Here is a 13,253-nt window from a genome sequence, read left to right on the forward strand (position 1 = left end):
GGTAAGTGAGCAGGCTCGCCGGTTCCAGAGAACTACCGCCGGCTACTCAATCCACCCACCGATCACAACCTGTTCACTGTCTGTTGGAGCATCGTTTGCCGTTTTCGTAGCTGAGTCAAACGGTGGCTCGACGACATGGGGCACTTCCTCGTCGTATGTCCGGTCGGGACGTTTCACACAGTCAACCGTCACGATAGGACTGCACTCAATGCAAGAGGTCGCTGTTCCGTCGAAGCCGTTGATGCTCACCGACCAGGGGATGACGCTTGCGAGCCGATACGTTTCTGCTGCTGGACGGCGAGTACTAGCAGACCCACAGCCAACGGCCCCACAGACGTCGCAGGTGAGGAGATGGTCTCTATCTGCCTCGTGGAAGAGCGACACCGCCTGCTCAACGTTGTCGCGGTCCTGAAGCGCACAGTCCCGACAAATCGTGAACTCGAATACGCCATCCTCTTGGTCGACTTCATCGGGCCACCGGACGTAGGTGAACGCCTCACCGGAGATGTCAGCTCGGTCTCCACAGAATCGACAGTACTCGGCCGTTGCCTCGGGCTGGACGCCGCTCATCGGGACCACCGTGCAAGTGTTGATTGTTCGCGAGCAGTGTCCACGGGGCACAGAAAGCGCCATTTGTAGCGCTCTCGAATCGGCTTGTCCTCGCGGTTGCTTGCCTGCCCTGGTTCTCGGTAGCCCGTACAGGTCCAGCCCTTGTCTTTCAGTGCTCGAACCATCGCCCCGTCATAATCCGAGCGAACCCACGTTAGGAGAAATCGAGTGTCGCGGTCGTCAGCCTGCAAGAAGCGCTCTTGAGAGCGAGCCAGCGCTGCTGAGGCAAGATTGGGCATCTGAACGCCCATGCAGATCCGCGCGGCCTCAACAAGCGAGTCGCCAGAAATCACCTCGCTGTCAACGACTGGTGTGTCCGTCGACGGAAGCACTCGCCGGGCGGTCGCTCGAATCTCTGCAGGAAGACTGTCGATCTCGACTGGCTCGGGACAGAGCTGGCCGTCGACGCCGTATCGGATTCGCTTCTTCGAAATCAGTGGGTAGCGATACGTGATAGCTCCAACGAGTGAGTCTTGGAAGTATAGCCCGTGATGGGCGAGATTGACCGACGGCAGCGACCCCATATATGAGTGGTGGGACTCGTACACGGCAGCTGCGGTGTCCCTGTCGATTGGTTCGACGCCGACATGATCGGCAAACCGAATCCCCAGAGGGGCGGTGAACGGGTCTCCATCGGCGTGGATCGGACAGGAGCACTGCTCTGTCTCCGCTGGCGGGCGATGCTGGAATGACTGTGCTCGCGTCAACGCTGAGTGCGTGGACATCCTCTCACCCACCGGAGGAACACAAAACCGCTATCGAGTCACCAGGGGGTGATGACAATGCCAGCGTCTGGGCCTTCGATATATACTGGTTCACACCCCCTGTAGAATATCGTGAATCGTTCTGGCTGGTACGCAGGATGCTTCGCAAGCGTGGCGACTGCACGGCTCACGTCCGCTGGCGGGAACTGTGGCTCGCCTGACCGGAGGGCAAGGTGACCGGACTGGAGCACGTCCCACGACTTGAACTGGTAGTCGGCTGGAGGGGTGAACGTCTCTCGGGCCGTCGCAACAAGATACTCCGCACCGTCGACGACTTTTCCGGCTATAGAATAGCGAGCAGACTCCGGACGAACGGTGATAGCGCCATCGAACGCAGAGACTACTTCATCCTTCCAGACAAACGGCGACGGTGGCTTAACGACTGGAATTGGTTGCTCGTCGAAAGTCGGTTCGTCGCTGTTCGTGGATGATCCGTCACTGGCTTCGGATGTGTGTTCTCTCATCCTCTCGCCCGCCGGAGGAACAGAAAATTGTTGTGCTAGTCGAGACTGGGGAGCCGCTCAGCGATGAGAATCCCACCTCCCGGTCCTTCTAAGTACAGTGCTGTGTGCCCCCGGAAGTAGAGGGTGTATCGCTCTGGAACGTACTGATGGCCGGTCGAAAGCGTCGCGATGGCCTTCGACAAGAGCCGTGCCGAGAACAGTGGGTCGCCGTGGTGGTTCGATAGGCGGCCAGATTGCAGTGGCTCCCAACTGTCGAACTCGTGGTCTGCTGGCGGCGTCAGCGTTGTCCGGGCCGTTGCGATCAGGAACTCAGCACCGTCAACAACCTTGGCAGCTGAGTTCGCCACATCCGGGACGCATTCCACCTGCCCCTCGAACACGCTCGATGTCTCGTTTTGCCAAGTCAACTCCTCTGGATGACCGGCGACCGGCACGGGCGGCCCTCGGAAGCCCTCACTTCGGAGATGTGCTTTTGCGTCCGCCTCGGAACCGAATGTCTCCCCACAAGTACACTCGAACGATTCATCGTTGCCGTAGTAGCCATCGGTGTCCTGTGAGCGGACGACTTCCCTGTTGTCGTCCATATAAATGCGGTCAACGTATCTCCAAGTGTACGACACCTCGATTTCATGCTCTTGGCCGGGCTTGCTGAAGTCGAACCCGGCTTGCTGGTCTAGCTGTCCGTCCTGCGTCTGACTCGGATTAGTTGTCGTCATCCTCTCAGCCACCAGAGGAACACAAAATTGTTCGGTTCAATAACATATCATATTTGTCCACAATTTGTGACCCTCAGCGAACGTTTTTTAAAGGATCTCCCGCGGGAGTTAGATGTCGAACGGCGATAGCGTAATAAAATCGCCTGCCGGGGCCCGCCATAGACCACTCGGGTTTCAACTGGCTCGACACACCAATAGCGATGAGTACTGAAAACTCGCGTCGATCAGATCAGGAGAACAATTCAAGTGAACCAGATCAGGAGCGGTCATCAGACAACACGATCGGAGCGAATGAATTCAGAAGAGATACGTACCAGACCAAGCTCGAAGCCCACCGACGAGACAGGTATCGATGTCTCAATTGCCGGGCAGCTTTCGACGAGCAGCCCTCGCATCTTGACGCTGATCATATTGTACCGCAAGGAGCTGGCGGCTCGAGCCTCCACAGCAATATCGCTTCACTCTGCCGGGACTGTCACGAGGCGAAGCACGGAGAGCGGGAGATCGCGCCGACAATTCGGTTCATTTCGACAGGAGATATGTCTGATTCTGAGTTTCGGTGGTTCCGACACTTCTGGGACGAAATCTTCCCCGCACTAACTGAGGCGGCCATCGGCCAGAGAGTCGAGCCGCTGGTCAATATCGACGACAACACGCCGTAGCAAGGCCGCCACATCCCGATGGGGACTGTTCGCCATTTGGAGGAGCAGCTTACCGATCGAGACGATGTCGAGTACGCTGCGCAAAGAACTCACCACTACATGTGACGACTTAGCAATTGCTGGCGAACGTAAAGTAGGGCACCCAGCAATTCTGGGGCCCGTCCTATGCCACTTGGAATTCAGGCTTGGAGCATAATAAGTCTATACTGCGATGACGCTAAGACTGGATGTCATAGAAATGTTCACAACCGATTTGCTGCGGTGCAACTCAAACATTGACCACAAAAAGAAGTAAACTGTCTCACGATGACTCATTCTGGTCGATGTAGCTCGATTCAGTCGCTCAATGAGCACTCTGTACTGAGCAATTTGAGTTGGTGAAATTGTATGCTAACTAGGTGGGGGACACGTGCACAGTACACATCGCCAGCGCTTATTACATATCTCAGACAACACTGTTTTATCCAGTCTGGTAAGAGCCTCAGCGTCAGTACCGCGTCTAATCGTGAACCTCAGTGGGAGTGAGTCCGGCCCGGTATTCCACTCTGTCTCGCTCGTGCTCGCTCCGGTACGCGAGCGTCTGTCCGTTCTCGTACTCAACGACAATCGCATCCTCAAGGCCATTCACAGTCGCTCTCGAACCGTCAGCAGCCCAGACGGGGTCCATCGGTTCCGCTGTTAGCGGGGTCCGGTCTTTCTCCACGGTCGGCCACACACCCCGGGATTTCCAGTATGACCGGATGTGTCGCAAACTCTCTCGAACCGTCTCTCGGATCGAGAGATGGTCCGCACTCCCGTAGCCGTGTGGTGAGAAATACTCCCCGTGAAGTGCCGCTAAGTGGACCCCGTTCCAGTCCACACCAACGATATCGGCTGGCTCCTCGCCGGTCACGCGCGGTTGTGTTAGTTCCTCGATCACTGGATACTGTTTTGTCGGACTTGCTCCCAGCAGATGCACGCGCCGCCCCCGCCAGTCCACGATGTCCGTGTACTCGTCGGCAGTCTGGTCAGAATACCCCATTGGGTAGCCGAGTATCATGTCCTCGTCGATTACGTCGATTGCTTCGTGGCATTTCGGAACGATGATGACCTCAGTCCCCGGAAACTTCCGTTTCAGTTCCCGTCCGGCTTGGTTGTACCGTCTTGCCTCCTGTCGGTCGTATGCGTCGCCAAGCATCCCAATCGACGGCTCGGACTGCTCGAAGCGCTTGATATACCGGTCCAAATCTGGATTCCGGAAGTCGTTGTCTAGAATCTCAATCGGGACCTCAACGTTCCGAAGTTTGGATTGATACGAGTAGTCCTCGCGAACACCGACGGTGAATCCGAGACGGTAAGCATCGATTACGAAGGGCTCGCGATGAAGGAACCCGATGTACTCAGCCCGCTGTGCATCGCCGATAGCCGCCGCTGACCAAGAGTGTCGAGCCTCAGAAGACATCGAAATCACCGAGCGCGCCCACCGGCGCGCCCAGCTGGCAGGCGCGGCAAAAAACGACCCCACGCCTTAAATACAGAGACGAGAGGAAGTGTCTGTCAGAATGAAGGAAGGCATCGAATCACAATACGACGACCCTGATAGCTACCGGGGCGACTACCCTCCGGACTGGCCTTACAGGCTCGTCTTCCGGAAGCAGTTGGACAACAACACTTGCGCCAACTGTGAGATGCAGTACCCCTCGGAAGGGTTGGAGGTCCTGCGACGAATCCCTGCCGAGAACGGCGGGACGAACAAAACCACGAACCTACTGACAGTGTGCTCGACCTGTGAGGACGATGTCAAGCAGGAGGGCCGTCTGAACCTCCCACAGTCGCTTACACAAGAGCCAGCCGGCGGTTCCGAAGAGGACACCCATAGAGTCCTGCCGTTGCAGAGTGACGTCCCAAGGACTGAGGAAACTGAGACTGACGTGACCGAACAGGCGGGGCAGTCCCGAGGGTCCTCCCGCTTGGAGGTCAACCACATTCCACGGTCGACGAGGACTCCAACCGACCGCCCGACGACGGAGGGGAGCGACGAGCAGTCCGACCAGGGAGGCACTGCCGACGAGCGTGCTATATCGAGTCGGGTGCTCTTCGCGTCCATCGGGGGGACAGCGATGGTTCTGGCATATCTCTGTGCGATTGCTGTCGCCTCTTTCTTGCCCCCGCTTGTGAGTGACGTAGCGTTCTACGGCCTTCCGCTGGCAGGGCTCGTGACCGGAGTCCGATGGCGGCTCTCGACAGCCGTTGCGTCCGCCTACGTAGTCAGCATGTATGCTGCACTCTGGCAGGTCTTCTCGGCGGAGCCGTCAGTACCGGCGTGGGTCCCCGTAATCGCGCCACTAGCTGGGATTGCCTACGGACTCGTCGTTGAGCGGACTGGGTTCTCGCTTCGGAACCACTTCCGTTCTCAGATTCGCGATTGATGATCCAGCGCTTCTGTTGACGAAATATACGCCGACAACTGGTCCACGACAGAGGGGTCAAACTCGTCAGAGACGTGTCGCACGTTCCACAACCCAGATTGATACACCTCAGATTTCGGCGAGTGATATCCAAGCCAATCGAGGTCTGACGGTCCTGCGGATCGACGATGATGCGATACCATCGCGATGGTGTTCGCTTCGATTACCGCTCTGTCACACTCGGGTCCGGGGTCGCCCGGAACGTCAACCCAGAGAAACGGCAGATCACGGATATACTCCGATACACGCTGTTCAAGTTCGTGTTCCTGCTCGCGAACAGCAGTCGTCTCGGCGTCGGGATTTTGCTCGCCCCAGTGGGGATACTCGTCGTGCCAGCCGTGCTTCTCGATCAGTGCCCGTCCAACGTGCAACCTGAAAATCGAGCCTCGGTGGTTGCCGCCGCCGGCGTACTTCCCGCGAACGTTCCCACGATGTTGCCTGAGTCGGTTCCAGAGCGTATTCGACGAGCCGGCACTGACACCGACGGTGCCGATCCGGGAGAGTCGCCAGTCGACCGCTGTCGCTGCGCGAAGGTCGCTTGCTGGCGAGAAGAAAAAGTAGACTCCCCGGTCGGGCCACTCTAACCGACCGTTGACATCTCCGAGGTAGTACGGCCCGCCGATCTGGTCACGTAACTCTGCTAAGACACTCAGAAACTGTCCGACAGGGCTGCCGCCCGACGCTGCTGTTGAACGCATCTTGGACTCCCTCACTCCCAAGGGGAGTCACAAAATATGGCTCTCAAGCACGACTGGAAAGACACCGCTCCCTCTCAGCTGTCACCTTCGACGGCATCGATCAAATCCGCTGCAGTCGATGAGATCCGGTCCAGCCGGTCCCGTAACGTCTCGGGAGCGTCACCGTCCCACGCCGCGAGGTAGAACGCCGAGTTGTCGGGGTCCAGCCCAAAGTGGCGACTGACCACGTAGGCAACTGCCTCAGCCTCGACCTCGCGTTTCGACCGCTCCGCCTCATCCTCAACATCGAAATGAAGATCGGCGTGTGCGAACTCGTGAATCAGTGTACTCGCAAGAGCGGCCCGATTATCCCGGTCGATTGCTTCCACTATCGGATTCGTGGTCGTCACGCTCCGACGCTCGCAAACGCCCCTTGCAGACCCATGCTTCCATTCTTCGGGAGCGACGATTCTCGCGTCGACGCCGATCTCGTCAGTGGCGTCCAACAGGTCTTCGACAAGTCCATCTGGTTCGCCGTGGGCTTCTGTCTCCAGTTCGGGAAGCGGCTCGCCATCGGTCTGGGAGATATCGAATACCGACGTTGGCCGAAACCCGACTAACCCTCGACGCCACTGCTCGGGGTCTGTCTCATCGTACTCACAGTCCGTGTTCTCGTGATACGACGGCGAGTTTCCGCACGCAGGGCACTTCTTCGTGATGATTGGAGCCCAGATCCAGATGGCGTCCTCGCCTTTCCGGACGTACCGGTCGAACTCATTTTGCCACGTATTGTAGCCGGCGACCCGGGTTGCCTCGGGACACTGGAGCTTGATGAGCAGCGTGTTCCGGGCCGAATAGTCGTGGAACTTTGATTGCACGTCAAGCCACTGCTGGAACTGCTCGCTGGCCTGGGCCTCGTTCGTGAGGTCGACGAGATCCTCGACCCACGCATCGAGTTTGTCACGCATCTCCTCGTCCCGGGAGTCGGAATCGTCGAAGGTGCAAGTGGTCTGCTGGCTGGACTGCTCCGGCGTATCTGACTGTATCGTTGACATTGATCTATCTCCGGGACGCGCTCTCGGACACGCCCCCGCACCTCCACTGGGGGACAGAAAATTGACTACTGACGTTGGGACCCGTATCGCTCCAGAAGGCGGAAGGAGTCACTGATTCGCTGTACCTGCCGATGCTGTGACTTCATTCCGCAACCGCGAGAGGATATAAATCAGTGGTTATTAGATTCCAAACACTGGCAGTCCGCGAATCTCCATCTGTGCATAAAGACAGATAAAGAATCCAAGGGCACACATGCTTCCTATATCCGTATTAATTGGTATGCCGGACACTGCTGCAAAGAAGTAAGGCATCATGAGGACAAGGCCAATCGCCCCAAATGTGCAGCCAGTAACCCAGTCAACTAGTCTTTCAGCTCTGGATCGGAGCATTATAATTCATATTGGCGTCTTCTGATAAATAGTTTCTCGCGTTTGTCTACTCCTCGCTTCTAGCCTCCCAGCCCTTGTGGAAGTACACCAACGCCATGTCGGAGTCAAAACACTGCCCGGATGGAACGTGCTGCAAGACTTCGTGTTCAGGGATAGGTTCAACCATACCCTCATTGAGTAGACCAGTAACGACCTCACGGCCTCGTGGCTCGTCGATCTCGACAGTATCGGGACGCTGCCGGTCGCGGTCCTGGGCGATCTGTTCACGCTCGAAGCGCTCGTAGTCTGGAACTGTTTCGGTCGGGTCCATGAAGGAAATCCCTCACTCGACCGGGGAGACACAAAATTAGCGCTAACCAACAATGGAAGAGTATGGCGGTCGCTGTTGGTTAAGACACACCACCGTTTCTGCAAAACCACGGGAACCCGAGTCAGTTCGGGAGCTTCGGCGCTATCACGAACTGCATCGCTCCATCGGCGTCAGGGAACTCTGATTTCAGCACGAGCGGGACCTCGTTGCCGATGCGTAACACCCGATTCGTGCCGTCTGGAAGGCTAGCGTTCGCTGATTTGACGAGCGACGAGTCCAGTTTTACCTCGACATCCGCAGGCTCGAAGGCAATTAGATCGGTGTCTTCCCTCCGGTACGTCATACTGTCAGTGTCACCGTCTGCGGCAAACTGCATTTCTCCGGATTCCGGGTCAACGGAGAGGTCAAACCGGTCGTCAAGCATATCTGCTGCATCGAGACCGAGGGATATGTCGTCTGGACTCAGGTGGACGGTTGCCGGGATGTCAATATCCGGCATTTCAACGGGGTAGCGGAGCGATTCAACCGGATCAAGCTCGATGGTGCGCGTTATGCCGTCGATGTTGATTTCCAGTGTGCTATTCGCTGCATCGAGTGCGAACTGTGCAAGGTCGCCTGCATCGCCGATCGAGAGTGCATCTCGAACTCGTCCGACGTCCACTCCCAACGTCCCCGTCCCCGCGTCGAAGGTGCTGAATGAACTCCCAGAAACACGCAGGTCGACCATCGCGTGTCCCTGCTGATCGGCCGCCCGGATGGCGATTCCCGACTCTGCAATCCCCAGTCGCGTCTTGTCTGTGACCGTGCCAGCCGCCGAGAAGATCCGCTCAAACAGCTGAACCTCGCCGCTAATCTGGAGATGCTTCAGCGCATCAAGCGTTAGCAGGTCCGTACTGTCTATGTCTGCTTGCGTCTCGTCAGCCGCCGAGGTCTCTGGGATGCTCTCCTCGGCGTCTGTGGTTGCTGCTTCGGTGCTACTGGCCGCTGTGGACTGTGACATCTCGATTACCCTCCACTTCCCGGAGGGCGCACAAAATGGGGCGGCGTCAACGTCAGGGAACGACCGACGCGAGGCGATGGGTGCGATAGTCGACTATCCAACGTGAGTAGTTCTGTGTTATCCGATATTCTCGAACGACTGCAACGTCTTCCAGCGACTCCTCGGGCTGCTCCCAAGTAAATTCGTAGCCGGCGACCACATCTCCCTCGTCGAGATATCCAACCGGATGGTCGGGGCCGTCCCATTCAACTGAGATTAGATCGTCACTACCTGGGGGCTGGACTCCACTGCTGACTCCCCCTTGGATGACGGATGGATCGGGTGTCAACCCATGCAACTGTGCTAAGTCACCAGCCTTGATCGTGTACTTATCCTCCTCTCCGACGAATGTGTGCTGGGTGTCCCCTCTAACAGTCGAGTACCTCACCTCCTCAATATCGACACCGAGAGCGTCGGACAGCAGGTGGGCAAACTCAGCGGCCCCCGTACGAACTGTTTGGTTCTGCTCCTCGATCTGCAGGGTCGTCTCTGACGTCCGGAGCTCCCTCGTGTATGAGTCCTCCGGCCGCTCAACGGGCATACAACTACACAGGAGCGTCCCTTCTGGCCCCGTCAGAACCCACGGCTGTTTCCCGCACGGGATGGCGGTATATTGCGACGCAGTGTATCGGCCACCACCAGTGAGGACCCGGAATGCCTTTTCCAGTGCTTGGGCGTCAATCCCGTACCCGTAGCTGTCAGCGAGTCCATCGACGAATGTGACTCGAGTATCGACCGAACTGAACTCGCCGTACGTGTTTGGGATTTGCAGCAGGTCGCCGGTCGCGTACTGTTCAACATATGCCCCGACGTCCCCGTCGACGGCCCACCGCGTTTGCTGTTTGGTTGCTCGACCAGCCGACGTGTTGATCGACGACACCGGCCGCTGCGTTGCCAGCCCCCAGTCCTCGTCCGGGGCTGCCCAACTGCCGTCGTCACGGTCAGGGGCACGACACGTCGTCGCGCACCGGGCAATGCTTGCAGCATCGGGATCGAGGTCGTTGTCGGCGCTGTCTCCGTCTCCGAACGTACCGAGTGTCAAGTCAGCCATCCTCTCACCCGACAGAGGAACACAAAATTTTGCACTGAACTCGGAGATCTCCCTCCATCGTTTCCGTAGCTATCCACATGAGAAGGAGGGAAAAACCAGCTGTTGCACTGTGCTTTGTAACAATATCTGACCTACTCTTGTGGAGAGCAGTCTAGACAGATCAATCCGCCAGCGATATCCTCAACAGGGTTTGTATCAGTGAACGCTCTCCCACACTTGCTGCAATTGACTGTCTCAGTAATTCCAACGCCAGTTCCGTATCCAGCAGTAAATTCCAACGTGTGCTCGTCAGTGGTCAATACTATTTCGAGGTCTCCCCTTTCGTACTCTACTTCGGTAATCGTCAGTGGCTCCACCTGAACGTCCAGTGCATGCCTCTCGCGAATCTCACGTTGTCTCTTGGGAAAACCCTGATCGCGCCGCTGTCGCAAATCATCAAGTTCGGCCTGAATATCTTCGTGCTCATTTTTGAGTGTTTTGCGCTCTTTGAGCGCTTCGACACGTTTGCTTTCGTCGCTGCTATTGATTTGGTCACTCAGGTCGGCAATTCTCGCGGAGAGGTTCGATAGCTGCTCTTCCAACTCGCCGATACGCTGCTGTTGCATCTGACGAAACTCCTCAACTTCGGCGTCGGCAGCTCGGGAAGCTTCCTGATGGATCTCATCGATAGTCCTCTGAATCCGGTCGACAACTTGCCCGCTCGCAGTGTCAAGAAGAGGCCGAACGTCAGCAGCCTGCATATCCATTGAGTCACTCGATTTTAATTCGGTATCTGACGACACCCTCTGGAGAAAGGCTTGTTCTAACGTGGGCAGAAAGCTTTCAGAGCGAGTATCAATTGCTACAGCCTGAAGAAGTTCAGTCTGGTATTCGCTGACTGTCTCAACACGCGCACGGAATAGCACCACGAGTGCCGTTCGGTCGTAGTATGGCGTGAATTTCGCTGAACTCACCTCTAGATCACTTTCCTGAAGCCAGTCGGGGAGTTGAGCATCAGCGTTGTCTGCTTCGAGAGAGAGTTTTCCCGTCGGTGCTCTATCACTTGCCTCCGAAAGAAGTGTCTGGAAAAACGGACTCTCTGGGTGGAGTTCCTCGGCAGCCTCATCGTCAACGTTGTCACCACAGACTAACGTCACTGATTCCGTCAGTAGTTCGTTATCAACCTCGTTTGGAGCAGTTACTGTCCATTGATTGCCTTGTTTATCAATATCACAACCAATTGACCGAAGATACTGTTCAGCGAAGTTTTCCACAGCGGACTGTGTGACAGGAACAGCAGCATCAGTCATCGCTGGCCCCCAAGTCGAACCCATCAAATACGCCGCTGTTGAACTCCTCCAATTTATCCGCAAGATCTCGTTGCTCTTGGAGGTTAATAGCCATGTCATCGAAATCATTCTCCAGATCGACCTCGGAATTAGCGTTGACCAACCGTTCGAAGATTTCGTCTTCGAAGCTCGTTCCAGATTCCTCAAGCCGACTCAATATCGAACTCAGCTCACCGACGCTCTGTTGGAACAGATCGATTTTGTGATAGAGACGCTCCAGAACGTACTCCTCGACGGTATCTTTCAGCGCCATATTGAAAATGAAGACACTCCGCTTCTGACCAATTCGATGAATCCGACCAATCCGCTGTTCGACGCGCATCGGGTTCCACGGGAGGTCGTAGTTCACGAGGATATTACAGAACTGAAGGTTGCGACCCTCACTCATCGCATCGGTCGAAACGAGGACGCCGCCCTCTTCCTCGAAGTCTCTGACAATCTGCTCTTTTTCTTGACTGGAGTGGCCGCCGTGGAACGAGTGGACGGTATAGCCCTCAGTGGCAAGCCGTTCGAGTACTTGCCGTTGCGTCGCTCGAAACTGTGTGAAAACGATTACACGCCCTTTCTCGACGTTTTCACGGGCTTCTTCGACAATATCCAGCAGTCGCTCTTGTTTCGTAACTGTGTCGATGCCTTCGATCAACTCAAGAATCGACTCCAGTTCGTCTGCGTGCGTGAGTTCTGACTGCTCGTCTAACCGCTTCTCGATGGTTGCTTTGAGCGCGGCAGGGCTGCTGACCACCTCCTTCTGTAGGAGCATCAGTACCAACTTCTGCCCTTGGTCTTGGCTGTAAGCACCTTTGACGTAATCAGACACAGCTTGGTAGAGTTCGCGTTCTTCAGCAGAGGGATCGAACTTTCGCGTATCGATAGTCCGGTCGGTGAAATCGATATCTGTATCTGCGCGTCGATTCCGAATCATCACCTTATGCAGTCGTTCCTGTAGTTCGTCGCGGTTGACGAGGGTTTCTTGATTGTTGTTCACGAAGTACTGATGAAACACATCGCGTGTCCCGAAGAGACCGGGACGGAGAAGCGAGACAACATTGTAGAGGTCTGTCAGCTCGTTCTGAATCGGTGTTGCTGTCAAGAAGAAGGCATAGTTGTAGGAGAGGCGGTCAATGAGGTCATAGCGGTCCGTTTCCTCGTTCTTCACATAGTGCGCTTCATCTAGGACGAGCACGTCCCAGTCACGCTTGAGAACTGTCGTACGATGACGATCACTCTTTGCGGTATCGATGCTGGCGATGATGTAGTCGTGGTCATCGAAGCCGCTGAACTCGTCGTCGTAGTTGCAGACAAAATTAAGTCCAAATTTCTCCAGTAGTTCTGCCTGCCATTGTTTAGCCAGTTGTGCGGGTGTCAGAATGAGGACCGAATCGTTCGTTTCCCGGAAATGCATCTCTTTGAGGATCATCCCAACCTCAATGGTCTTGCCCAACCCGACTTCGTCGGCAAGCAGGGCTTTCCCGTCCATCTCGAAGAGTGCTCGATACGCCGCATCTACTTGATGTTCAAGCATCTTTACCGAGTTCTCGTCAAGTTGCTTCAGCGAGCGTAGCTCGGAGTCCGGTTGCCCTCCCTGGAGGCGAGTAGCTTTGACGCTCTGTATATGATCATCTGCGTCGTTTGACAAGCTATCGAGGATATCGTCTGCAGACTTGTGGGTGACCTCAACATCAACGAGGTCGTAGCCATCCATAGTCACTCAAAGTCCAGTGATTGTGAAATACGTTTTGTG

At 56.1% G+C, this 13,253-nt stretch carries 15 protein-coding genes and 1 pseudogene; 3 read left to right on the plus strand and 13 right to left on the minus strand.

Going from position 1 to position 13,253, the window contains the following annotated elements; genetic code table 11:
- Nucleotides 1-42 precede the first annotated feature (42 nt).
- The 4 genes from IEY38_RS19795 to IEY38_RS19810 are packed head-to-tail and all read right to left on the minus strand — an operon-like array spanning nt 43 to nt 2,553.
- Nucleotides 43-570, minus strand: a complete 528-nt coding sequence (locus IEY38_RS19795) for a hypothetical protein (protein WP_188980513.1) — start codon at nt 568-570, stop codon at nt 43-45.
- The gene (locus IEY38_RS19800) at nt 567-1,334 is read right to left on the minus strand and encodes a hypothetical protein (RefSeq protein WP_188980515.1); all 768 of its coding nucleotides are present in this window, start codon (nt 1,332-1,334) and stop codon (nt 567-569) included. The genes IEY38_RS19795 and IEY38_RS19800 overlap by 4 nt, the downstream gene beginning before the upstream one ends.
- Before the next feature lie 38 nt (nt 1,335-1,372).
- On the minus strand, nt 1,373-1,837 hold the full coding sequence (locus IEY38_RS19805; protein WP_188980517.1) for a hypothetical protein: 465 nt from the start codon (nt 1,835-1,837) through the stop codon (nt 1,373-1,375).
- A 35-nt stretch (nt 1,838-1,872) separates the two neighbouring features.
- Nucleotides 1,873-2,553 carry a hypothetical protein gene (locus tag IEY38_RS19810; protein ID WP_188980519.1) on the minus strand — a complete coding sequence of 227 codons (681 nt, stop codon included), beginning with the start codon at nt 2,551-2,553 and terminating at the stop codon, nt 1,873-1,875.
- 200 nt (nt 2,554-2,753) lie between these two features.
- Between IEY38_RS19810 and IEY38_RS21885 the strand changes: the two are divergent.
- Nucleotides 2,754-3,035 (plus strand): annotated as a pseudogene (locus tag IEY38_RS21885) (HNH endonuclease); the annotation flags it as partial.
- A gap of 57 nt (nt 3,036-3,092) precedes the next feature.
- Nucleotides 3,093-3,215: a hypothetical protein gene (locus tag IEY38_RS21715; RefSeq protein ID WP_268238781.1), complete on the plus strand. Its 123-nt coding sequence runs from the start codon at nt 3,093-3,095 to the stop codon at nt 3,213-3,215.
- 499 nt (nt 3,216-3,714) lie between these two features.
- Here IEY38_RS21715 and IEY38_RS19820 read toward each other — a convergent pair whose 3' ends face one another.
- Nucleotides 3,715-4,656 (minus strand): DUF6610 family protein, encoded by a 942-nt coding sequence (locus IEY38_RS19820; protein ID WP_188980523.1) that lies wholly within the window; start codon nt 4,654-4,656, stop codon nt 3,715-3,717.
- A 100-nt stretch (nt 4,657-4,756) separates the two neighbouring features.
- Here IEY38_RS19820 and IEY38_RS19825 point away from each other — a divergent pair, with 100 nt between their 5' ends.
- Nucleotides 4,757-5,623 (plus strand): HNH endonuclease signature motif containing protein, encoded by an 867-nt coding sequence (locus tag IEY38_RS19825; RefSeq protein ID WP_188980525.1) that lies wholly within the window; start codon nt 4,757-4,759, stop codon nt 5,621-5,623.
- Here IEY38_RS19825 and IEY38_RS19830 read toward each other — a convergent pair.
- The 8 genes from IEY38_RS19830 to IEY38_RS19865 form a co-directional block, all read right to left on the minus strand.
- Entirely contained in the window at nt 5,608-6,360 is a 753-nt protein-coding gene (locus tag IEY38_RS19830; RefSeq protein WP_188980527.1) for a hypothetical protein, read from the minus strand. The two genes, IEY38_RS19825 and IEY38_RS19830, sit on opposite strands and share 16 nt — an antisense overlap.
- Before the next feature lie 74 nt (nt 6,361-6,434).
- A complete protein-coding gene (locus tag IEY38_RS19835) occupies nt 6,435-7,394 on the minus strand; it encodes an ArdC family protein (RefSeq protein WP_188980529.1) in 960 nt (319 codons plus the stop codon).
- Nucleotides 7,395-7,574: 180 nt separating this feature from the next.
- Nucleotides 7,575-7,784 carry a hypothetical protein gene (locus IEY38_RS19840; protein ID WP_188980531.1) on the minus strand — a complete coding sequence of 70 codons (210 nt, stop codon included), beginning with the start codon at nt 7,782-7,784 and terminating at the stop codon, nt 7,575-7,577.
- A gap of 46 nt (nt 7,785-7,830) precedes the next feature.
- Entirely contained in the window at nt 7,831-8,094 is a 264-nt protein-coding gene (locus IEY38_RS19845; protein WP_188980540.1) for a hypothetical protein, read from the minus strand.
- 121 nt (nt 8,095-8,215) lie between these two features.
- Nucleotides 8,216-9,094, minus strand: coding sequence for a beta clamp domain-containing protein (locus IEY38_RS19850; protein WP_188980544.1), 879 nt, complete (start codon nt 9,092-9,094; stop codon nt 8,216-8,218).
- 52 nt (nt 9,095-9,146) lie between these two features.
- Complete coding sequence (locus IEY38_RS19855) at nt 9,147-10,184, minus strand: hypothetical protein (protein ID WP_188980546.1); 1,038 nt, start codon at nt 10,182-10,184, stop codon at nt 9,147-9,149.
- A 131-nt stretch (nt 10,185-10,315) separates the two neighbouring features.
- Nucleotides 10,316-11,473 (minus strand): hypothetical protein, encoded by a 1,158-nt coding sequence (locus IEY38_RS19860; RefSeq protein WP_188980548.1) that lies wholly within the window; start codon nt 11,471-11,473, stop codon nt 10,316-10,318.
- Entirely contained in the window at nt 11,466-13,214 is a 1,749-nt protein-coding gene (locus tag IEY38_RS19865) for a DEAD/DEAH box helicase (protein WP_188980550.1), read from the minus strand. Before IEY38_RS19865 ends, IEY38_RS19860 begins: the two co-directional genes overlap by 8 nt.
- Nucleotides 13,215-13,253: the final 39 nt, after the last annotated feature.

Source organism: Haloarcula sebkhae (assembly GCF_014647415.1).
In the GTDB taxonomy this organism is placed as follows: domain Archaea; phylum Halobacteriota; class Halobacteria; order Halobacteriales; family Haloarculaceae; genus Haloarcula; species Haloarcula sebkhae.

Coding starts and splice junctions, on each gene's coding strand:
- IEY38_RS19795 (WP_188980513.1), bottom strand. CDS start 570: ATGAGCGGCGTCCAGCCCGAGGCAACGGCCGAGTACTGTCGATTCTGT.
- IEY38_RS19800 (WP_188980515.1), bottom strand. CDS start 1,334: ATGTCCACGCACTCAGCGTTGACGCGAGCACAGTCATTCCAGCATCGC.
- IEY38_RS19805 (WP_188980517.1), bottom strand. CDS start 1,837: ATGAGAGAACACACATCCGAAGCCAGTGACGGATCATCCACGAACAGC.
- IEY38_RS19810 (WP_188980519.1), bottom strand. CDS start 2,553: ATGACGACAACTAATCCGAGTCAGACGCAGGACGGACAGCTAGACCAG.
- IEY38_RS21715 (WP_268238781.1), top strand. CDS start 3,093: ATGTCTGATTCTGAGTTTCGGTGGTTCCGACACTTCTGGGACGAAATC.
- IEY38_RS19820 (WP_188980523.1), bottom strand. CDS start 4,656: ATGTCTTCTGAGGCTCGACACTCTTGGTCAGCGGCGGCTATCGGCGAT.
- IEY38_RS19825 (WP_188980525.1), top strand. CDS start 4,757: ATGAAGGAAGGCATCGAATCACAATACGACGACCCTGATAGCTACCGG.
- IEY38_RS19830 (WP_188980527.1), bottom strand. CDS start 6,360: ATGCGTTCAACAGCAGCGTCGGGCGGCAGCCCTGTCGGACAGTTTCTG.
- IEY38_RS19835 (WP_188980529.1), bottom strand. CDS start 7,394: ATGTCAACGATACAGTCAGATACGCCGGAGCAGTCCAGCCAGCAGACC.
- IEY38_RS19840 (WP_188980531.1), bottom strand. CDS start 7,784: ATGCTCCGATCCAGAGCTGAAAGACTAGTTGACTGGGTTACTGGCTGC.
- IEY38_RS19845 (WP_188980540.1), bottom strand. CDS start 8,094: ATGGACCCGACCGAAACAGTTCCAGACTACGAGCGCTTCGAGCGTGAA.
- IEY38_RS19850 (WP_188980544.1), bottom strand. CDS start 9,094: ATGTCACAGTCCACAGCGGCCAGTAGCACCGAAGCAGCAACCACAGAC.
- IEY38_RS19855 (WP_188980546.1), bottom strand. CDS start 10,184: ATGGCTGACTTGACACTCGGTACGTTCGGAGACGGAGACAGCGCCGAC.
- IEY38_RS19860 (WP_188980548.1), bottom strand. CDS start 11,473: ATGACTGATGCTGCTGTTCCTGTCACACAGTCCGCTGTGGAAAACTTC.
- IEY38_RS19865 (WP_188980550.1), bottom strand. CDS start 13,214: ATGGATGGCTACGACCTCGTTGATGTTGAGGTCACCCACAAGTCTGCA.